The organism is Maridesulfovibrio sp., assembly GCF_965230075.1.
In the GTDB taxonomy this organism is placed as follows: Bacteria; Desulfobacterota; Desulfovibrionia; order Desulfovibrionales; family Desulfovibrionaceae; genus Maridesulfovibrio.
Genome location: NZ_OZ245945.1, coordinates 2414625 through 2434980, shown reverse-complemented (window position 1 = coordinate 2434980; position 20356 = coordinate 2414625). Strand labels below are relative to the sequence as shown.

Genomic DNA, 20356 nt, shown 5'->3' with positions numbered 1-20356 from the left:
AATTAGGGATAGAAAACAGAATTGAAGTTCCTTTGGAAGTGGTCTATTGTGGCTCCTTCATATCAAGTTTTATCCGCCATGAGTTGCGGTTTTATATAAGGTTTTTTTACATGTCACAAATTTTAGGCGTTAAGTTTAACGATTTCGGACAGATATATTATTTTTCATCCGGTCCTTTCGTTGTCCGGGAAGGACATTCGGTCATAGTGAAGACCGAGCAGGGCATGGGGCTCGGCAAGGTTTTTGTCGTGCAACAGGATTTGCCCGAGGATGTAACCGAGGACTCTATTAAAACCATCTACCGCCTTGCCGGCGAGGAAGACCTTGAAGCTGAAGCTGAGAACAAGGACCTTTCCCGCACAGCATACAGGTTCTGCAAGGATTGTATTGAGCGTCAGAAGCTCGAAATGAAACTTGTGGATGTTGAGGTCTTTTTCGATCGTAGCAAGATGATTTTTTACTTCACCGCTCCGGGCAGGATTGATTTCCGTGAGCTGGTCAAGGATCTGGTTAAGGAATACAGAACCCGCATTGAACTGCGTCAGATCGGCGTTCGCCATGAAACCCAGATGCTGGGCGCTATTGGTAACTGCGGTCAAATCTGCTGTTGCCGTCGTTTTATGCGTAAGTTCATGCCGGTAACCATCCGCATGGCGAAAGAGCAGAACCTCTTCCTTAACCCGACTAAGATTTCCGGTATTTGCGGCAGGTTGCTCTGCTGTCTGTCTTTTGAGCAGGAAAACTACGAAGATTTCCATCGCAAAAGCCCCAAGACCGGGAAGAAGTACAATACCGTTCATGGTACTGTCCGGGTTACACGGACTAATTTTTTCAGAAACACCCTGACCGTTTTGCCGGAGCAGGGTGATGAAATTGAGATTCCCTTGGATGATTGGCCGGATATGATTAAGTCTTCCGGAGCTGATCGTGGAGGCGAATCAGACTCCCGTTCCGAAGAACCTCGCAGGGGACGTTCTGAGAGCAGGGGAAAAGGCTGGGGAGACCGTGATGGCGGTAGCTCAAGGCCGCAAAGATCTCGTTCCGATCGCGGACGTTCAGATCGTTCAAAATCTGATCAGGGCCGTCCTGATCGTTCGAGAAGTGATCGGCCGAAATCCGAGCGCCCCAGACCGGAGCGTAAGCCGGGTCGGGTAAATGTTGAGCGGGAAAAAGCTGATGAGACAAAAACTTCAGCTGATAAACCTGAAGCGAGACAGGAACGCCGCAAGGATGATTCCCAGCAACAGGATCGTCGTAGACGTCCTCCCAGAAAGGATCGTCCCCAGCAGAAGTCGGATCAAAAAAGACCGGAGCAGGATAAGCAACCTGCGACGCCAGCTAAGTCCGGTGAGAAGGATGAATCCGCTCAACCAAAGAAGTCTTCGCGTCGCCGTCCTTCAAGACGCAGGCGTAAGCGCAAGCCTTCCGGACAGCGGAAGAATAAAAGCAATTAATTTGTAAGAATAGAAATATTTGCTTATCTTCGGGTTCTTCGCTATATGCGTTCTGCCCGTAAGCAGTAAGCAATCTTGCGGCCGGTTGAAAATGACAGAATTCTCACCCGGCTGTTAAGATTTTTTACGCTGTATTCATTTCGGATTTTCATGCGGCAGTGGCCGTTTTATATAACCTTTATTAAATCCGATTGTTATCACCTTAACAGGAGTGACTGATTTTGGATTCGTTTTTTATTACAACTCCCATCTATTATGTTAATGCAAAGCCGCACCTCGGCCATGCCTACACAACAATTCTTGCTGATTCCATGAACAGGTTTCACAAGCTGCTGGGAGATGAAACTTTCTTTCTCACCGGAACAGACGAGCACGGTGACAAGATTGTACAGGCCGCAGAAAAAGGCGGTCAGACACCCCGTGAATACGTCGATGAGATAAGCTCTCTGTTCAGTGGCCTGTGGCCCGGTCTGCAGATTGAAAACGACGATTTCATCAGAACTACCGAAGATCGTCACATCAAGTGCGTTCAGGGAGTTCTGCAGAAAATTTATGATAAGGGTGACATTTATTTCGGTGAATACGGCGGTCATTACTGTTTCGGCTGCGAAAGATTTTACACCGAGAAGGAACTTGTTGACGGAAAGTGCCCACAGCACGAAACAGTTCCTAAATACATTGCGGAGAAGAACTATTTCTTCAAGATGTCCAAATATCAGGATTGGCTCGTAGAGCACATCAATGAAAATCCTGATTTTATCCGTCCCGAAAGGTACCGTAACGAAGTTCTGAGCCTGCTCAAGTCCGGTGAACTGGAAGACCTTTGCATCTCCCGTCCGAAGAGTCGTCTGGAGTGGGGTGTTGAACTGCCATTCGATAAAGATTTCGTTACTTACGTGTGGTCTGATGCACTCATCAACTACATCACTGCCCTTGAGTATCCTGAAGGTGACAACTTCAAGAAGTTCTGGCCCAAAGCCAATCATCTTGTTGCAAAGGACATCCTCAAGCCTCATGCAATTTTCTGGCCTACAATGCTGAAAGCAGCGGAGATTGAGCCTTATCAGCACCTGAACGTGCATGGTTACTGGCTGATCAAGGATACCAAGATGTCCAAATCTCTTGGTAACGTTGTCTCTCCGCTGGAAATGGCTGAGAAATACGGTGTTAACGCATTCCGTTATTTCCTGCTGCGTGAAATGGTTTTCGGTAATGACTCCAGCTTTTCTGAGGAAGCTCTTGTGGGCCGTCTCAATGCTGACCTTGCCAACGACCTCGGCAACCTGTTCAGCCGTACCCTGTCCATGACCCACAAATACTTTGATGGGAAAGTTCCTGCGCAGGGAGAAGAAGCTGAAGAGTGTTGTGAAATTAAAAGCCTTGGCCGCAAAGCCATGGCTGAATTCCAGAATAATTTTATGGACGCTAAGTTCTCCCGCGGCCTTGAAGGTCTTTGGGAACTTGTACGCGGCCTGAACAAATACATTGATGTTACCCAGCCTTGGACTCTGTACAAAGAAGAGAAAATGGATCGTCTCGGTACTGTTATGTATGTTCTGCTTGAGAATATGCGTAAGATTGCTGTCCATCTCTGGCCTGTAATGCCTGAAGCCAGTGAAAAAATGCTGGAACAGCTGGGTATCAAATTTGCTCCTGAGAAGGTTAACCTCCAGGGCGAAATCGATGTCTGGGGTCTGCTCGATCCGGGCACCGAAGTTGCCAAGAAATCCAACCTTTTCCCCAGAGTTGAACTTCCCAAGGAAGAGCCTGCTCCCAAGAAAAAGGAAGCGAAGAAATCCAAGAAGCAGTCCAAGCAGGCCAAGGAAGAAATTCCCGGTGTCATCGAGTTCCCCGATTTCCAGAAAGTGGATATGCGTGTTGGAACCGTGCTTTCCGTAACCAAACACCCTGATGCTGATAAGCTGTTGCTGGTTAAGATCGATACCGGTGACGATGAGCCTCGTCAGGTTGTGGCTGGGCTGGCTGAATTTTTCAAGCCTGAAGAGCTGGAAGGCCGTCAGGTTGTAGTGGTTGTGAACCTCAAGCCCCGTAAGCTGCGCGGTGAAGTGTCTCAGGGCATGATTCTCGCTGTGCGTAACGGTGACGAAATGCAGCTTCTGAGCGTAAGCGCACCTGTTGCGAATGGATGTAAGGTTTCCTAAGCACAGCTAATATAATAAAATGAAAATGCCCCGTTCTCTGATGAGAACGGGGCATTTTTTGTGGCTTGGGTTTGTGGGGTGAGATCAGTCTGAGAATTGAAGTTTGAATTCCTGCTCCAGAATTTTCTTGGCCCGATTTTCATTTTCCGCATAAAGATCTGTATCGAACAGCGCCTGATGTCCGCTCCAGTGTTGAGCGACTTTTGACAGGTCCTGATGGGCGCAGGTGTGTCCCTGATGATGGACATCTCGAAACCATGCCATTGCAGTGTCATATACGATTCCCAGATTATTTTCGAATTCGCTCCATTCTTCCCCTTCTCTTAATTCGCGCTTAACTCCCTCAAACACGTGCGCACCAAAAGGTCGGGCCGGACCTAACGGAACAGTTGCAGGGCGGGCTTTCTGCATATTGATTAGCGCGCACCATTCGTTGACCCTGCATGAAGGCAGCGGCCACGGTTTCTTGCGCAGGGAAGGGCAGACCATGTAGTTCGATACATCTGTAGCCATATACCCTTTAGGATCACTGGCTATGGCTATGAACTCTTTCAGTGTCGGACGATAGTTCTGATATGTTTCCGGTGAGCATAGCTTGTGATGGAATGCCGGACATTGGCAGCATAAGCCGATTTCTCCGGCTGCGATTTTGTCACCGATTGCGTCCAAAAGAAGTTTCACCGGGTCAGATGTAAAATAGACATCATTGTGGACGGTCAGCACATAATCCTTGTCAGTATGCTCCCATCCGTACTGGTAGCGGACGGAATAGCGGTACTCATCGTCAGTGAGCTGATCTTCTTCAATATGGTTTATCCAGCGCCAGTCTGTGGGTTTATAAACGGTAATATTGTTCAACAGGTCCAGTATAAATTGCCTGCCTAAAACCTTAGTCTCCTCCGGCCGATCCTGTACAAACCAAATGCGGTCAATCCATTGCCCGCTTTGTTTCATTAATGAAAGCAGGCAAAGAGCGGTTTGAAACGGTTTTCCGTAAGCATTAATGAGAACGTCGATTTTTTTCATATCGGAGTCCTAAGCTGTCTGGTTTGTGGATTATGCTGATTTTGGAAATTTAAAGCTGGCCGTAATGCGGCGGGGGGACGTCGTCCTGCGGTGATGCATGGGCAACGGCATCCTTCAGATCTTTCATTTGCATGACCATGAGTTTAATTTTTTTCTCAAGCTCACTGATCTGTTTCTGCTGGGCAATGATGAACTTATTCAGTTCTTCGACATTCTGGTCTTGAAGCGCGAGAGCGGTTTCAAGGCTTTCTATTCTTTCTTCGGTAGATTTTGTATTGCTCATAGCTGGAAAATGCCAGAAGAGCAGGGGGAAGGCAAATGAAAGGAACAGGGGAACGGCTAAGCTTTGGTCTTTTTAGGCAGGTCGTAAGGAATATCAGCACCATTAATGACCAGGTCTACAACCCGTCCTTCGGTGCGTTCAACGAAATCTTTGTAGCTTTTGAGGGAATTCATGGTTGCTACAATGTCTTCTGTGTTGGACCAGACTCCGTATGTAGCCTTATTCTGGTCATGTATTTTTTTCATTTCCAGAATGGTGAGTGACCACCATGATCGGTCATTGGCGAGAAGTTCAAGAGATTGCCATTTTGCATCTGAACCCATGACTAAATCCTCTTGATTGATTTGGCGAAAATAGTTGTTGCGTGTATATTAGAACGCACTGCACTTGTTGCAATCACAGACTGGGATTGCCATGATCTTGTTGGCCATTTCACAACCGATGGCATACTGCGAGCTGCGCACCCGTATATTCATACGGCCATTGCTGCTAATGATGTCAACGATTGTTCCGGGAATAATGCCCATGGAAAGAAGTCTGCCACGGCAGCACTTTCCGGCATCAAATCCGGTTACCCTGACCGACATGCCACTCTTATAACTGGTTAGCGGTCTTGCGTTTGCTGTGTTTGCCATTACGTTCATTGCAATTGATATTTAAAGTCAGTTATGTGCTTTGTCAATGGTGCGAGAGGATTATCATACAAATAAGGTAGGCAACTCTCTGCTTGCCCATCTGCGAGTAATGATTTATGTCTTTCTGTCTCACCACAAGTCCTAACGCCAATATTTCAAAACCATTATTGGATGGAGTTCATGCCTAAACGCACTGATATCAAGAAAATTATGCTCATCGGCTCCGGGCCGATCGTCATTGGTCAGGCCTGCGAGTTTGACTATTCCGGTACTCAGGCTCTCAAAGCCCTTAAAGAAGAGGGGTACGAAGTTATTCTCGTTAACTCTAACCCCGCAACCATCATGACCGATCCCGTTTTAGCGGATCGAACATACATTGAACCCATCGAACCCGGCACCATTGCCAAAATCATTGAAAAAGAACGACCGGACGCACTGCTGCCCACATTGGGCGGGCAGACTGCACTGAATACCGCCCTTGCTGTTGCCGAAATGGGCGTGCTTGATAAATTTGGTGTTGAGCTGATCGGTGCTTCTGTTGACGTTATTGAAAAAGCCGAAAGCCGTGAACTTTTCCGTGCAGCCATGGAAAAAATCGGCCTTAAGGTTCCCACCAGCCGTATTGCCCGCAACATCGATGATGTACGCCGTTGTGGTAAGGAAATTGATTTCCCCATCATCATTCGTCCTGCATTCACCCTTGGTGGAACAGGCGGTGGTGTTGCCTACAACATGGAAGATCTCGAAGATATCGCCATGCAGGGGATTTCCGCCAGCCTCCAGAACGAGGTTATGCTTGAGGAATCCATCCTCGGCTGGAAGGAATATGAGCTTGAGGTTATGCGTGACCGCAAGGACAACTGCGTAATCATTTGCTCTATTGAAAATATTGACCCCATGGGCGTGCACACCGGAGACTCCATCACTGTTGCCCCGGCCCAGACCCTGACCGATGTTGAATACCAGATGCTCAGGGATGCCTCCCTCGCCATCATGCGTGAGATCGGTGTTGAAACCGGTGGTTCAAACGTACAGTTTGCAATCAACCCGGAAAACGGCGAACTGGCCATCATTGAGATGAACCCGCGTGTTTCCCGTTCCTCCGCACTTGCTTCCAAGGCAACCGGATTCCCCATCGCCAAGATCGCTGCGAAGCTGGCAGTGGGCTACACTCTTGATGAGATTCCTAACGACATTACTCGCGAGACAATGGCCTCTTTCGAGCCGACCATTGACTACTGCGTTATTAAGATTCCCAGATTTACTTTTGAAAAATTCCCCGGTTCCGAAGATTACCTGACCACTGCCATGAAAAGTGTCGGTGAGACCATGGCAATCGGTAGGACTTTTAAAGAGTGCCTGCAGAAAGGTCTGCGCTCTCTTGAAGTTGGTATGCCCGGATTCGGTAAGGTTTTCGAGCCTAGCGATATCGACCGTGATGAACTGGTCAGCCTGATTCGCAAGCCGAACTCCAAGCGCATGTTCTATCTGCGTGAAGCTTTCCTCGCCGGCATGACCCTTGAGGAAATTTTTGATGTAACCAAGATTGACCCCTGGTATCTGCACCAGTTTGAAGATCTGGTCACTTTTGAAAAGGAACTCAGGGAATTTTCCCTTGAAATCGGTTTGTACTCCGGTGACGATCGGGTCCCGGCCATGTTCAAGAAAGCCAAGGAATACGGTTATTCCGATCCGCAGCTGGCAACCATGTGGCGGGAGTCTGAGAAGAATGTCCGCGAATTCAGGAAGAATCTCGGCCTGATTCCCACATATTACTTGGTTGATACCTGTGCAGCGGAATTTGAGGCTTACACCCCTTATTTTTATTCCACTTATGAGTCCGGTCAGGAAGCCGAATCTATGCCCGAACGCAAGGTTATGATTCTCGGCGGAGGACCCAACAGGATCGGACAGGGGATTGAGTTTGACTACTGCTGCTGTCACTCCGCGTTCGCGCTGGAAGACATGGGCGTGAAGTCCATCATGGTCAACTCCAACCCGGAAACAGTCTCCACTGACTACGATACTTCCGACAGACTCTATTTCGAGCCGCTTACTTATGAAGATGTGCTCAACATCATTGAGTTTGAAAAGCCTGAAGGCGTAATTGTTCAGTTTGGTGGTCAGACCCCGCTGAACCTTGCAATTCCGCTGCTCAAAGCAGGTGTAAATATTCTGGGAACATCCCCGGATGCAATTGACCGTGCTGAAGACAGGGAAAGGTTTCAGGCTTTGCTCAAGAAGCTCGATCTTAAGCAGCCGCCGAACGGTACTGCTATGTCCCTTGATGATGCCAAGGCAATTGCCGAGCGTCTCGGATATCCGCTGGTACTGCGCCCTTCCTACGTTCTTGGCGGACGAGGAATGGATATTGTTTACAGCGATGAGGAATTTGATTCCTATTTCCGTGAAGCTGCGGTTGTCTCCCCTGAGCACCCCATTCTCATCGACAAGTTCCTTGAGAACGCTGTTGAAGTCGATGTTGATGCTCTGGCGGACGGCGAGCAGACTTACGTTGCCGGTGTTATGGAACACATTGAGGAAGCTGGAATTCACTCCGGTGACTCTGCCTGTGTTCTGCCTCCGCACACCCTCAGCGATGAGATCGTTAAAGAGATTGAGCGTCAGACTGTAGCCCTTGCTGAAGAGCTTGAGGTTGTCGGTCTGATGAACATCCAGTTCGCGGTTAAAGATGGTGATATCTACATCATCGAGGTTAACCCCCGTGCATCCAGAACCGTACCTTTCGTAAGTAAGGCTACCGGTATACAGCTTGCCAAGATGGCAACCAAGGTAATGCTCGGTGAAAAGCTCAAAGATCTCGATCCTTGGTCCATGCGCAAAGAAGGGTTCTACTCTGTTAAAGAAGCGGTATTCCCCTTCAACAGATTTCCCAATGTTGACGTAATGCTCGGACCTGAGATGCGTTCAACTGGTGAAGTTATGGGTATGGACTACACTCCCGGCCTTGCTTTCATGAAAGCCCAGCTCGGAGCAGGAATCAAACTGCCCATGGAAGGAACAGTCTTTATTTCTGTGAAAGACCGGGATAAAGAAGCGATTCTGCCTACTGCCAGAAACTTTGAAAAACTTGGATTCAAGATTCTGGCTACCGGTGGAACAGCGCGATTCCTGTTTGAAAATGGAATCGCTACCAAGAAAATTCTTAAGGTTAACGAAGGTCGTCCACATGTTGTTGACTACATCAAGAACGGTGACATCGACCTTTTGATCAACACCCCGTCCGGTAAGCAGACTGTCTCTGACTCAAAGGAGATCAGGCAGACAACATTGCTTTACGGACTGGCATACACAACCACTGTCGCGGGTGCTCACGCCATGAGTCTGGCAATTGAGGAACAACGCGGCAAAGGGCTTGATGTACAGTGCTTACAGCACTATCACGACATGTAAAAAGTTTATAAACAGGAAAACGGACCGGGCTTAACGCGCGGTCCTTTTCCTTTTTAGGGTGATTAAGTGGTCGCTCACGGCCCCTTTTTTCTCCCGTTTTTGTTTAGGGTTGTTTTGCAAAAAACGTAGCCGTAATTTTAAAGCTTACATTGCAAGAGCAGGAAAGATGAAAAAAGAATATTGCGGACTGTTCGGGATTTATGGACATCCTGAAGCAGCAAGAATGACATACTTTGGCCTTTACGCTATGCAGCATCGCGGACAGGAATCTGCCGGGATTGTTACCTGGGATGGTACTAGCATCCGCGAACAGAAGGGCATGGGCCTTGTTGCTGATGTGTTCAATGAGCGTCATCTGGGTAAAGAACTTAAAGGTGACATTGGTGTCGGGCATATCCGTTATTCCACAACCGGGGCTTCCTTGATCAGGAACGCGCAGCCTTTTCTCGTCAAGTTCGGCGATTTGCATCTGGCTATCGCCCACAACGGTAACCTCGTAAACACACTTGAGCTGCGTCAGGAGCTTGAGGCTCAGGGATCTATTTTCCAGACCACCATGGACTCCGAGGTATTTGTCCACCTGATTGCCAAGAATCTTAATGGTAACACCATTGAAGATGCTGTTATGAAGGCTTGCCGCAAGTGTAAAGGGGCTTTCTCCCTGCTGATCATGGCAAATGATAAGCTGATTGCTGTCAAAGACCCCAACGGTTTCCGTCCGCTGGCTATCGGTCGTGTGGGTGATAACTATGCTTTTGCTTCCGAGACCTGTGCATTTGACCTGATTGATGCCGAAGAAATTCGTCCTCTCAATGCTGGTGAAATGGTTGTTGTGGAAGGTGGTAAACTTACTTCCTACACCTATTGCGAAAGTGCTCCCAAGCGTCAGTGTATTTTTGAACTTATTTATTTTGCCCGTCCGGACTCCACTGTTTTCGGTGAAGTCGTTTATGAGAGACGTAAGAAAATGGGTGCGGTTCTGGCTGAAGAACATCCGGTTGATGTTGATTTTGTTATGCCGTTTCCTGATTCCGGTAACTACGCCGCTGTCGGTTACTCTCAGCAGTCCGGCCTGCCTCTTGAGCTGGCTATGATTCGTAACCACTATGTTGGTCGTACTTTTATTCAGCCTTCTCAGGATATGCGTGACTTCAGCGTAAGGGTGAAGCTCAACCCGGTTAAGTCCATGATCAAGGGCAAGAAGATTATGATCGTGGAAGATTCCATTGTGCGTGGAACCACTACCCGGACCAGAATCAAGAAGCTTCGTGAGCTCGGTGCACGCGAGATTCACATGCGGGTCAGCTGCCCGCCGATTCGCTTCCCTTGCTACTACGGTATTGATTTTTCTTCCAAGGGTGAACTCATTGCCGCGAACAGTACCGAAGAGGAAATCGCACGTTTCTTAGGCCTTGATTCCCTGCACTATCTGTCCATTGATGGGCTGCTCAGTTCAGTGGAAGACAAGGATTCATACTGCCTTGCTTGTTTTAACGGCGACTATCCCATTCCCCCTTGCAAGGGATACGGGAAAATGTGTTTTGAAAACGAAGATTAAAAGAACCGGGAGTCTTGAATAACAATGAGCGATCCTTTTGTATGCGCCAGATGTGCCGCCAAGGGGCCGACATGTTGTGAACTGACTCCGGGAACAGAGGAAGTCTGCTTCCCTGTCTCAGAATATGAACGGGAACGCATCATGGAATGCGTTCCCGATTCCGGTGGCTTTGCTTTGCAGGTTAATACGCCGGTTTTTATAGAAAATTTACTTAGACTTTTTCCGGGGCAACGCAGAAGAGTAAAAGAACTTTTCCCTCCGGGGGGAATGCATTACCGGCTGGAAGTTGATTCCGCTGGAAAATGTTTGTTTCTTGGCAGCGAAGGCTGTGTTATCCCCAAGGAAGTCCGGCCCTTGTATTGCCGGCTTTTTCCTTTTTGGACAGATGAAAGTGGCAGGATTACGCTCCTTGAAGTTGAAAACTGTCTTGCACAGCATGAAAACAAGACTCCGGGCAAGCTTTTCAAAGTACTTGGAGTTACGCAGGCCGAAGTGCGCGAGTTGCATAGCAGGCTGAGAATCGCGTGGGGATTTGCTCCCCATGCAGATGACTGATGAGAATCACAGATGAAAAAAGTATATAAAATCCTATTGATAGTAACGTTGGTGATGGGAATCCTCGGCGTAGGGTCCATGGCCGGACTTTATTTCTGGGCTGCCAGCGATCTGCCCGGATTTAAGAATATTACCGACTACAATCCTCCTCTGGTTACAACTGTTTATTCCCGCAACCACAAGGTTCTCGGATATTTTTACAAGGAAAAGCGTTTTCTGGTCCGCATGGATGAGATGACTCCGTTGCTGCCCAAGGCTTTTCTGGCTGCGGAAGATGCTTCTTTTTATCAGCATGACGGTGTTGACTTCACCGCAATTTCCCGTGCCTTTGTGGCCAACATGAAAAGCGGTGCTAAGACTCAGGGCGGAAGTACTATCACCCAGCAGATCATCAAGCGGTTGCTGCTGACCCCTGAGAAAAGCTACAAGCGTAAACTTAAGGAAGCTATCCTTGCTTTCCGTTTGGAACACTATCTTGAAAAAGATGAAATCCTGACCATTTACCTGAACCAGATTTATCTTGGTGCAGGTGCTTACGGTGTTGAAGCCGCAGCGCGTACTTATTTCGGTAAGCATGTAAATGAACTTACCATTGCAGAATGTGCTTTGCTAGCCGGATTGCCGCAGGCTCCCAGTCGTTACGATCCCCTGCGGCACCCTGAAAGGGCAAAAGCCCGCCAGCTTTACGTGCTCGGTCAGATGTATGAGCATCATTGGATTTCCCGCGATGAGTACAATAAGGCTGTTGAGCAGCCTCTTGTGTACAAAAGCATGGAAGATCCTTCATGGAAGCACGGCCCGTATTTTCTTGAGGAAGTACGCCGTTGGTTGATTGATAAATATGGTGAAGAGACTGTCTACAAGGGTGGGCTTAATATCTACACCACTTGTGATATCAAGCATCAGGATGCAGCTGACGTTGCAGTTAAGCAGGGGCTTGAGGCTTCTACCAGACGTCGTGGTTGGAGAGGCCCTTTGTTGGAGCTTAAGCCCGCTGAGTATGCCGGGTTCCTTGCTTCTGAAATTATTCCGGAACCGAACTTGCGTCCCGGAAAATGGGTAAAAGTTCTGGTGACCAAGGTTTCCAAGAAAGAAGCTGCGGTTAAGTTCGGCAAGTATGCCGCAACCATGCCTGTTACCAGCATGAAGTGGTGCCGTACTCCTGATGTGAAAAAAGCACCTGAAGATGTTCGTCCCCAGAAGGATGCTACCAAGATCCTTAAAAAGGGTGATGTTGTCTGGGCAAGACTGGACAAGGCTTTTTTCAAAGATGGCAGTGAAGTTAATTTCAATCAGGTTGATCCTGAAACCGATACTTTGGGTGATGTAAGCTGGCTGGTTTCCCTCATGCAGAAGCCTGTTGTGCAGGGTGCCCTTGTTTCCATGGACCCCAAGACTGGGGATGTGCTGGCTATGGTCGGCGGATATTCCTTTGGCGGAAGTCATGGCAGTCAGTTTAACCGTGCTACTCAGGCTAAACGCCAGCCCGGTTCAGCGTTCAAGCCCATTGTTTATTCAACAGCAATGGATAACGGTTTTACTACGGCCTCAATCATGATGGATGCACCTTTTGTGTATACCGATATGGAAGCCGGAAAGCTTTGGAAACCCCAGAACTTTGAAGGTGTATTCTACGGTCCGACTTTGTTGCGCACCGCTCTGGTTAAATCCAGAAACCTCGTGACCATCAGGCTTGCCCGCAAGATGAGCATTGATAAGATCATTCAGCGCGCCAAAGATTTGGGTCTTGAAGCTGATTTTCCCAGAGATCTTTCTGTGGCGCTTGGTTCCGGTTCCGTAACCCTGCTGAATATGGTTGAAGCTTATTCTACTTTTGCAAGGGGCGGATCACGCGTGAAAGCCCGTTTGGTTCTTTCTGTGAATAGTGCTTGGGGTGAATTGCTTTATGATTCCAAGCCTGAAATTACTGATGCTATCAGTCCGCAGACTGCTTATATTATGTGCGACCTGATGAAAGAGGTTGTCCAGCACGGAACTGGGTGGAGAGCTAAAGTCCTGCGTCGACCGGTAGCTGGTAAGACCGGAACCACCAACAACGAGCAGGATGCCTGGTATATGGGTTTTTCACCCTACCTTGTAACCGGCGTATTTGTTGGTTTTGACCAGCTGACCCCCATGGGTAAGTGGGAGACCGGTTCTCGTGCCGCAAGTCCGCTCTGGGTTGCTTACCGCAAGAAGGTGGAGAAGGATTATCCTTATGAGGATTTCCCGCAGCCTGACGGTGTGGTTATGGCCAAGATCGATGCTGCCTCCGGTCTGCTTGCGGGACCCAATTCCAAGGAAACTTACTTCCTTCCTTTTAAAGAAGGCACTCAGCCGACCCGGACCGCATCCGGTTCCGGTGAGGATGGTGAGTCCGGCGGATCTGGTTCCAGTGAGGATCTGTTCAAGCAGACTTTCTAACTGATCTCTAATCATTGAATATTAATCCCCCTCGTACTGAGAAGTATGAGGGGGATTTTTTTTGATTAGCCGAAAGAAGTATTCTTATGTTACATTCTTGTTACGAAATTGTATCGAGTGTAATGGCGGCACTCATACAACTGGACTAATTAATGGAAAGTCAGTCGAGATGGAGGGAACATGAGCTTATTGGATAGTTTTAAAATTAAGACCAAGTTCTTGGGTAACATCATTATTGTTTTAAGTTTGTGTGCTTCTGCACTGGGGATGTATCAGTTCGCGCTGATGGAAACCGGGGAAGGGTATACTGATGTTTTAAATGAAGAAGTATACATTTCACAGCTGGTCCAGCAGGCGGAGATTGCCATGCTCGAAGCTCGCAGGTCAGAAAAGGATTTCATGCTCCGAAGGGATATGAAATATCCCCCCAGAGTTGAAAAAAGAGTATCCAGAATAATTTCTACTATGGAGAATGTCTCCAAGACAGCCCATAAAACAGGATTGGTCGAAATCGGCCAGTTGGCTTCAGAAATCCGGGATGATGCCCAACAATATTTGCAGGTATTCAAAGGGATAGTTCAAAGTTATTTGGTAAAAGGTTTGACTCCTAAAGAGGGTTTGCAGGGCGAGTTCAGGGAAGCCGCCCATGTGATAATGGACCGTGTCCCGGCATTTGCCGTAGACGATTTATACCTGCAATGGTTGCAGATGCGCAGGTATGAGAAAGATTTTATAAGGACCGGGAGTGCTAAGTATCGTTCAAGATTTTTTGCTGCAGTAAATGCGTACAAGGATGGATTGGATAAAAGTGGATGTGCAGAAAGTGCTAAGGAATTACAACTTAAGGCTTTGGCAATATACACTCCGGCCATGAAGCGTATTATGCAAGGAGTGCCGGCGGACGAACAGGATTCACTGTATCTTCAAGCGCGAACTTCAGCCGCAAAGATGGAGAAGGCTTTAAAAACTGTATTTGTTCCCCGAGTGCAGTCCTTGATTCTTGCTGTACGCAGGTATGAAAAGGATTATTTGCTTCGCGGAAGTGAAAAGTATGTAAAGAGAACCCTCGCAGGTCTTGAAAAATTGAACGTTGCTTTTGTTGAATCTTCTGTGCCGGAAAAGCAAAGAATTGAGATTGAAAAGTTCATTAAGACGTATCGGACAGCATTTTTATTACTTGTTAATGAGAATAAACATATTGCCGAGCAAAATAGTGAAATGCGTGCAGCAGTTCATGCCATTGAACCTGAACTGGTTAAAATTCATGATTTAGCGGAAGAGCGTATGGGGCTACGCACCGTGTCTCTTAAAGCTGAGGCTGGAATATTCTCAAAGACAGCACTGGGTATCGGCGGTGCAGCGTTGTTTATCGGTATTGTCATATCTTTATTAGTCACAAATGCCATTGCCCGTCCGCTGCGAACTGCTGAGAGTACGGTAATGAAGATGGCTGATGGTGATCTTAATCAGAATGTGCAGTCCGCCAGTCGTGATGAGACAGGAGTGATGCTCAATGCCATGGGAAATATGATCTACAGGTTGCGTGATGTTGTGACCGGGGTGAATGAGGCAGTCTCCAATATTGCGGCAGGTAGTGAAGAACTGGCTGCCACATCCGAATCCATGTCTCAGGGCTCATCCGAGCAGGCAGCCAGTGTGGAAGAACTTTCTGCTTCGATCAACTCCGTCACAGCATCTATTGAGAAGAATGTCAGCAATTCTCAGGAAACATCTCGAATTGCCTCCAAAGCAGCCTCCAAGGCAGGGGAGAGCGGTGAGGTTGTCTCCGGAGCAGTTGGTGCCATGAAGGATATTGCCGAGAAAATTACCATCATCGAGGATATAGCGCGCCAGACCAATTTGCTGGCTCTAAATGCAGCCATTGAAGCTGCTAGGGCTGGGGAGCATGGTAAGGGATTTGCTGTTGTTGCCGCAGAGGTCAGGAAGCTGGCCGAGCGCAGCGGAATTGCAGCCGGGGAGATCAGCGAGCTTTCCACCAATACCTTAAACGTGGCTGATAAGGCTGTCCGTATGCTGAATGAACTGGTGCCGGAAATAGGAAAGACTTCTGATCTGGTGGAGGAAATCAGCGCTACCTGTGAAGAACAGGGTGAATCTATCAGGCAGATCGGTTCTGCTGTATCTCAAGTAGAGGTTGCTACCCAGTCCTCAGCTTCAGCAGCAGAAGAGGTCTCGGCAACTTCGCAGGAACTGGCAGGACAGGCTGAAGGTTTGCGCAGAATGATGGGGTATTTTAAGTGTGATTCCACAGGGAATTGCGAAGTAGCTGGCCTTGAAGAGCCGAAGGCTCTCGAATCTGCCGAAAACTATGATGGAATGGAAAGGTTCTAAATATAAAAGAGGGGGATATCATATGATATCCCCCTCTTTTATTAAATTGCTTACTCAGGGTAAGTGGAAATACCACCGTGGGCGGCAGACCACTCAACGGGGTTGTTGAGGAATTTTTCTACTTCTTCGAGGGACTTGTTGTCGAAGTACTTTTCTTTCTTGGCAACGTTGAGAATATCCCACCAGTTTGCGAGGGAAAGCATTTCGAGTCCGGCTTCGGCAAGGGTTTCCTTTGCTTTGGGGAAGATGCCGTAGTGGAAGAGTACGAAGGTGTGAGTTACTTCAGCACCGGCTTTGCGCAGAGCCTGAGCAAAGTTGATTTTGCTGCGACCGTCGGTGGTCAGGTCTTCTACGAGCAGGACTTTGGAGCCTTCAGCGAAATCACCTTCGATCTGAGCGTCACGGCCGAATCCTTTGGGTTTTTTGCGTACGTACTGCATGGGCAGCATGAGGCGGTCGGAGAGCCATGCGGCGAAGGGAATACCAGCGGTTTCGCCACCGGCAACGCAGTCGATGGATTCGAAGCCGACTTCGCGCAGGATTACGGAAGCACCGAAATCCATCAGGGTCTGACGGACGCGGGGGAAGGAAATGAGCTTGCGGCAGTCAATGTAGACCGGGCTGGCCCAGCCGGAGGTGAACTTGAAAGGTTCATCTGCACGGAAGTGAACTGCTTCTACTTCGATGAGCATTTTCGCTGTGATTTCAGCGATGGTTTCTTTGTCAGGAAAGCTGGTAGGAACCATTTTTTCTCCTTGTGTTATTTGTATCGCGAAAAAAAAGCTGAACCGAAATATATCGGTTCAGCTGGTATCAATCAACCAAATCCCAAAATAAGGGAGTGTCGGGTTTGAATATCTTTACGATATCTCCTCCGACTTTAATCTGCCAGTCCATTTCAACGGGGGTTTCTCGTTTGGCTAAAGTAATAGTGCTGCCATTGGGAGAAAATCCGTAGAATCTGGCACCGTATATAGAAGTAAACCCTTCGAGTTTGTCCAGAGCATTCAGCTCGTCAAACACCTGAGTTACATATCCTATAGAAGTGGGAGCATTGAAAATACCCGCCGCAGCTCCGGCCTTTTCTTTGGCCCGGGCTGGATGGGGGGCAGAATCAGTGCCGAGGAAAAATCGTTCATCACCGGAAACAGCGGCCCTACGCACAGCTTCGCGGTCTTCGAAGGTCTTGGCTACGGGCAGACAGTACATGTAAGGATTCATGCCGCCTTTGAAGAGATCGTTACGGGTAAGCAACAAGTGGTGCGGGGTGATGGTGGCAACCGTATTCTTCTCTTGCTCAAGTACATAGTCAACACCGGCCTTACTGGTCAGATGTTCGAATACGACTTTGAGTTCAGGGAAGTCCTTGCGAACAGGTTCAAGCACCCGTTCGATGAAGACTGCTTCACGGTCAAAGACATCCACTTCCGGGTCGGTAACTTCTCCATGTACGGAAAGGGGCATGCCGATTTCCTGCATGGCTTCCAGTACGGAGTAGACATTTTTGATGTCAGTAACGCCGTTGTCGGAATTGGTGGTTGCTCCGGCCGGGAAGAGTTTTACTGCATGAAATGCTTTTACTGCGTAAGCTGTATGGATGTCGTCCGCGGAAGTTGAATCTGTCAGATAACAGGTCATGAGCGGCTCAAAATGTGAACTTTCAGGGCGGACACTAATGATGCGTCTGCGGTATTCTTCGGCGAGTCCTGCCGTAGTTACCGGAGGCATAAGGTTGGGCATGATGATGGCCCGACCATAAATATTTGCACTGGAAGGAAGCACTGCCGCAAGCATATCTCCATCGCGCAGGTGAAGATGCCAATCATCAGGTCTAATGATGGTTATTTCGTTGTTCATATTTTGAACTCCGTAATTGTGCGGTGCAGTACTGAAAGGCCCCGGATGAAGTCTTCCATGTCCATTTCCTCTTCCGGGTTGTGTGAGCCGTTGCGGTTGCGCACGAATATCATGCCTGTGGGAACACCCGCGTTGGCGAAGAGCGAGGCATCGTGCCCAGCTCCACTGGGAATAGCTTCTACAGGTAAGCCTTCCGCAATGCAAGCATTGTTTATACGATCCAGAAGATCCTGATCCAGCACAGCAGGCGGAGTCTTGACCGGCTTGTCGAATTCAAAATTCACCCTGCGTTCATGGGTAATAGTTGCGCACTCCGAGTGGAGCAGTGCTTCAATAGCCGCAAGGGTATGTTCATACTGGCTGCGTGCCTCAAAGCTGAAAGTCACTTCACCGGGAATGCGCGACATGGCATGGTGTTGTGGATCAGTGCAGAGGATACCACAGGTTGCCACCAGATCGCCACCATGTTGAAGGATGGTTGTCCAGTGATCATCAATACGGGTGATCAACTCTGAGGTCGCGAATACCGCATCCTTGCGCAGCCAGCGGGGAACAGCCCCGGAATGTCCGGCCTCACCGATGCATTTGATCTTTCGGTGGCGGATATTGCCTCGGATTCCTGTTACAGCGGCAACAGGCAGATTGCGGGCGATCATGACCGGACCCTGCTCAATATGCATCTCAAGGAATGCCTTTATTTTTGAGGTGTCGATGAGCATTTCGCCTTTGGCAATGCGCTTCACATCAGCACCGCAATCAATCATATGATCTTTTAGTGGGCGGCTGTCGTCTCGCTGGAGAAGTTCCTGTTCGGATTCTTCCAGTTTACCGAGCAGGGCCTTGGAACCTAGGTAACAGGCTCCAAACCATGCGCTTTCCTCACCGCGAAGGGCGATTACCTTGACCGGAACTTCAGGATTTTTGCCGCTGCGTTTGATTTCTGCAAGGCAAAGCAGTCCGGCAATGACTCCGGCGGCTCCGTCATAGTTCCCGCCTTGGGGCACTGAATCAAGGTGCGACCCAATGAGGATGTATTCTTCATCTTCGGGAATTTCTTCCAGTTCGATGACAAGGTTTGCGGCATTGTCGCGATGAGTGATCAAGCCTTCCTTGTGTGCGAAATTTTCAATTAGCTCAAAGGCCCGTGTTTCCGCTTCTCCATATGAAGGACGGGATACCCCGGCCACATCACGGGAGAGTTCTTCCAGATCGGCAAAGAGTTTATCCGCTTCTGCTGTGATATGCTCTAAGGATGCCTGATTCTGGGGAACAGGATGTGGGCTGGTGCTGCTGCCCGTTCCACCCATATTGCTGGTCATTGCGTTCATCATTTTAGATATCCTTCCTTAAGGGGCAACAAGGCTGGGCAGGAAAGTTGCCACGCCGGGAACATAGGTTACCAGAATAAGGACCAGAATATTAATGAACAGGAAAGGCCAGACTCCATTGATGATGGACATGACCGGCTTTTCCAGAGTGGAGGAAGCCACGAAGATGTCCAGACCGAAGGGCGGAGTGATCATGCCGATGCAGATGTTCAGGCAGACGATTTCACCGAAATGAATGGGATCGATGCCCATGGAAAGTGCAACCGGATACAGGGGCGGTACGAGGATCAGCAGGGCTGAGTTGGGATCAATGAACATTCCGGCAAGGAAAAATGCCACGTTTACGATCATCAGGAAGGTGATCGGTCCGGCCTGAATATCGTTCAGGAAATTGGTGATCAGGACCGGAACCTGGGCCAGTGTCACAAAGTAGGAAAGAACGCTACCCATGGCCAGCAGGATGAAAATAATTGTGGTGGAGATAGCTGCCCGCTCGGTGATGCTGATCAAGCGGGAAAAGGACAGGTTCTTGTACACAAATGCTTCAATAAGAATAGCGTAGACAACGGAAACCGCTGCTGCTTCTGTGGGGGTGAACAGGCCGGAATAGATACCGCCGAGAATGATGATCGGCAGACCCAGTGCCCATGAAGCGGATTTGAATACGGAGAAAAAGGGAACGGTGGTCTTTTCGCCACGGCCTACGCCCTTGCGCAGGGATTCGAAAATAACCAGTCCGGCAAAGGCCAGACCAAGCGCCAAGCCTACTCCCAGACCTCCGATGAACAGTCCGGTGATGGAGGTTCCGGTCATCCAACCGTAAATGATCAGGGTGATACTGGGCGGAATAAGGAGTGCGGTTTCAGCGCTGGAAACAATCAGGCCGAGGCTGAATTTTTCGCTGAATCCGGTCTTGCGCAGTTCTGGGTACATGAGCTTGCCCATGGCGGCAACGGTTGCCGGTGCAGAACCGGATACGGAACCGAAAGCCATGGAACCGAAAATTGTGGTGTGGCCGATGCCGCCGAGACGGTGCCCGGTGAAAAATTTGATCAGGTCGGTTAGACGCTTTGCAATCTGGCCTGAAGCCATGAGCTCTGCGGCAAAGATGAAGAAGGGAATTGCCAGCAGGGTGGAAAAGTTGATTCCGCCGACCAGTTTCTGAATCAGTACCGGATCGGGAATACGGGGAAACATGAAGGTCTTGGTCAGGAATGCGGGCACGCCGAGCACCAGCAGCATTTCAAAACCGCAGACGAGCATCAAAAGGGCGATGAGGATAATTACGGGAGTCATTTTCTGCTACCT

15 protein-coding genes are annotated in these 20356 nt (G+C 48.8%); 7 read left to right on the top strand and 8 right to left on the bottom strand.

The features are described from left to right. Positions 1-110 precede the first annotated feature (110 nt). Together ricT and metG are read left to right on the top strand one after the other, a co-directional pair. Positions 111-1454 carry a regulatory iron-sulfur-containing complex subunit RicT gene (ricT, locus tag ACO05Z_RS11030; protein WP_421902235.1) on the top strand — a complete coding sequence of 448 codons (1344 nt, stop codon included), beginning with the start codon at positions 111-113 and terminating at the stop codon, positions 1452-1454. A 221-nt stretch (positions 1455-1675) separates the two neighbouring features. Further along, positions 1676-3616, top strand: a complete 1941-nt coding sequence (gene metG / locus ACO05Z_RS11025) for a methionine--tRNA ligase (protein WP_421902234.1) — start codon at positions 1676-1678, stop codon at positions 3614-3616. Positions 3617-3700: 84 nt separating this feature from the next. Here the strand turns inward: metG and ACO05Z_RS11020 are convergent, their stop codons facing one another. The 4 genes from ACO05Z_RS11020 to ACO05Z_RS11005 are packed head-to-tail and all read right to left on the bottom strand — an operon-like array spanning position 3701 to position 5560. After that, positions 3701-4642: a hypothetical protein gene (locus ACO05Z_RS11020; RefSeq protein WP_421902233.1), complete on the bottom strand. Its 942-nt coding sequence runs from the start codon at positions 4640-4642 to the stop codon at positions 3701-3703. A gap of 49 nt (positions 4643-4691) precedes the next feature. Further along, positions 4692-4925, bottom strand: coding sequence for a SlyX family protein (locus ACO05Z_RS11015; RefSeq protein WP_421902232.1), 234 nt, complete (start codon positions 4923-4925; stop codon positions 4692-4694). Positions 4926-4981: 56 nt separating this feature from the next. After that, positions 4982-5248 (bottom strand): hypothetical protein, encoded by a 267-nt coding sequence (locus ACO05Z_RS11010; RefSeq protein WP_421902231.1) that lies wholly within the window; start codon positions 5246-5248, stop codon positions 4982-4984. Positions 5249-5296: 48 nt separating this feature from the next. Then, the gene (locus ACO05Z_RS11005) at positions 5297-5560 is read right to left on the bottom strand and encodes a FeoA family protein (RefSeq protein ID WP_421902230.1); all 264 of its coding nucleotides are present in this window, start codon (positions 5558-5560) and stop codon (positions 5297-5299) included. Between the two features lie 180 nt (positions 5561-5740). On the opposite strand from ACO05Z_RS11005, the gene carB reads away from it, so the two are divergent. The 5 genes from carB (at position 5741) to ACO05Z_RS10980 (ending at position 15863) form a co-directional block, all read left to right on the top strand. Beyond that, entirely contained in the window at positions 5741-8974 is a 3234-nt protein-coding gene (gene carB / locus ACO05Z_RS11000; protein ID WP_421902229.1) for a carbamoyl-phosphate synthase large subunit, read from the top strand. Positions 8975-9140: 166 nt separating this feature from the next. Continuing rightward, positions 9141-10532: an amidophosphoribosyltransferase gene (gene purF, locus ACO05Z_RS10995; RefSeq protein ID WP_421902228.1), complete on the top strand. Its 1392-nt coding sequence runs from the start codon at positions 9141-9143 to the stop codon at positions 10530-10532. 24 nt (positions 10533-10556) lie between these two features. Beyond that, complete coding sequence (locus tag ACO05Z_RS10990; protein ID WP_421902227.1) at positions 10557-11087, top strand: YkgJ family cysteine cluster protein; 531 nt, start codon at positions 10557-10559, stop codon at positions 11085-11087. 12 nt (positions 11088-11099) lie between these two features. Next, the gene (locus ACO05Z_RS10985) at positions 11100-13511 is read left to right on the top strand and encodes a penicillin-binding protein 1A (protein ID WP_421902226.1); all 2412 of its coding nucleotides are present in this window, start codon (positions 11100-11102) and stop codon (positions 13509-13511) included. A 180-nt stretch (positions 13512-13691) separates the two neighbouring features. Beyond that, entirely contained in the window at positions 13692-15863 is a 2172-nt protein-coding gene (locus ACO05Z_RS10980) for a methyl-accepting chemotaxis protein (protein ID WP_421902225.1), read from the top strand. Positions 15864-15913: 50 nt separating this feature from the next. On the opposite strand, the gene ACO05Z_RS10975 is transcribed toward ACO05Z_RS10980, so the two are convergent. The 4 genes from ACO05Z_RS10975 to ACO05Z_RS10960 form a co-directional block, all read right to left on the bottom strand. Continuing rightward, positions 15914-16609 carry an orotate phosphoribosyltransferase gene (locus tag ACO05Z_RS10975; RefSeq protein WP_421902224.1) on the bottom strand — a complete coding sequence of 232 codons (696 nt, stop codon included), beginning with the start codon at positions 16607-16609 and terminating at the stop codon, positions 15914-15916. 67 nt (positions 16610-16676) lie between these two features. Beyond that, the gene (gene pyrC, locus ACO05Z_RS10970; protein ID WP_421902223.1) at positions 16677-17720 is read right to left on the bottom strand and encodes a dihydroorotase; all 1044 of its coding nucleotides are present in this window, start codon (positions 17718-17720) and stop codon (positions 16677-16679) included. Then, on the bottom strand, positions 17717-19051 hold the full coding sequence (locus tag ACO05Z_RS10965; RefSeq protein ID WP_421902222.1) for a Zn-dependent hydrolase: 1335 nt from the start codon (positions 19049-19051) through the stop codon (positions 17717-17719). Before ACO05Z_RS10965 ends, pyrC begins: the two co-directional genes overlap by 4 nt. A 15-nt stretch (positions 19052-19066) precedes the next feature. Then, a complete protein-coding gene (locus tag ACO05Z_RS10960; protein ID WP_421902221.1) occupies positions 19067-20344 on the bottom strand; it encodes a TRAP transporter large permease in 1278 nt (425 codons plus the stop codon). Positions 20345-20356: the final 12 nt, after the last annotated feature.

What these genes read in the sequence shown, in the direction of transcription:
- ricT (WP_421902235.1), top strand. Translation starts at nt 111, where the DNA reads ATGTCACAAATTTTAGGCGTTAAGTTTAACGATTTCGGACAGATATAT.
- ACO05Z_RS11020 (WP_421902233.1), bottom strand. Translation starts at nt 4,642, where the DNA reads ATGAAAAAAATCGACGTTCTCATTAATGCTTACGGAAAACCGTTTCAA.
- ACO05Z_RS11015 (WP_421902232.1), bottom strand. Translation starts at nt 4,925, where the DNA reads ATGAGCAATACAAAATCTACCGAAGAAAGAATAGAAAGCCTTGAAACC.
- ACO05Z_RS11010 (WP_421902231.1), bottom strand. Translation starts at nt 5,248, where the DNA reads ATGGGTTCAGATGCAAAATGGCAATCTCTTGAACTTCTCGCCAATGAC.
- ACO05Z_RS11005 (WP_421902230.1), bottom strand. Translation starts at nt 5,560, where the DNA reads ATGGCAAACACAGCAAACGCAAGACCGCTAACCAGTTATAAGAGTGGC.
- carB (WP_421902229.1), top strand. Translation starts at nt 5,741, where the DNA reads ATGCCTAAACGCACTGATATCAAGAAAATTATGCTCATCGGCTCCGGG.
- purF (WP_421902228.1), top strand. Translation starts at nt 9,141, where the DNA reads ATGAAAAAAGAATATTGCGGACTGTTCGGGATTTATGGACATCCTGAA.
- ACO05Z_RS10990 (WP_421902227.1), top strand. Translation starts at nt 10,557, where the DNA reads ATGAGCGATCCTTTTGTATGCGCCAGATGTGCCGCCAAGGGGCCGACA.
- ACO05Z_RS10985 (WP_421902226.1), top strand. Translation starts at nt 11,100, where the DNA reads ATGAAAAAAGTATATAAAATCCTATTGATAGTAACGTTGGTGATGGGA.
- ACO05Z_RS10980 (WP_421902225.1), top strand. Translation starts at nt 13,692, where the DNA reads ATGAGCTTATTGGATAGTTTTAAAATTAAGACCAAGTTCTTGGGTAAC.
- ACO05Z_RS10975 (WP_421902224.1), bottom strand. Translation starts at nt 16,609, where the DNA reads ATGGTTCCTACCAGCTTTCCTGACAAAGAAACCATCGCTGAAATCACA.
- pyrC (WP_421902223.1), bottom strand. Translation starts at nt 17,720, where the DNA reads ATGAACAACGAAATAACCATCATTAGACCTGATGATTGGCATCTTCAC.
- ACO05Z_RS10965 (WP_421902222.1), bottom strand. Translation starts at nt 19,051, where the DNA reads ATGATGAACGCAATGACCAGCAATATGGGTGGAACGGGCAGCAGCACC.
- ACO05Z_RS10960 (WP_421902221.1), bottom strand. Translation starts at nt 20,344, where the DNA reads ATGACTCCCGTAATTATCCTCATCGCCCTTTTGATGCTCGTCTGCGGT.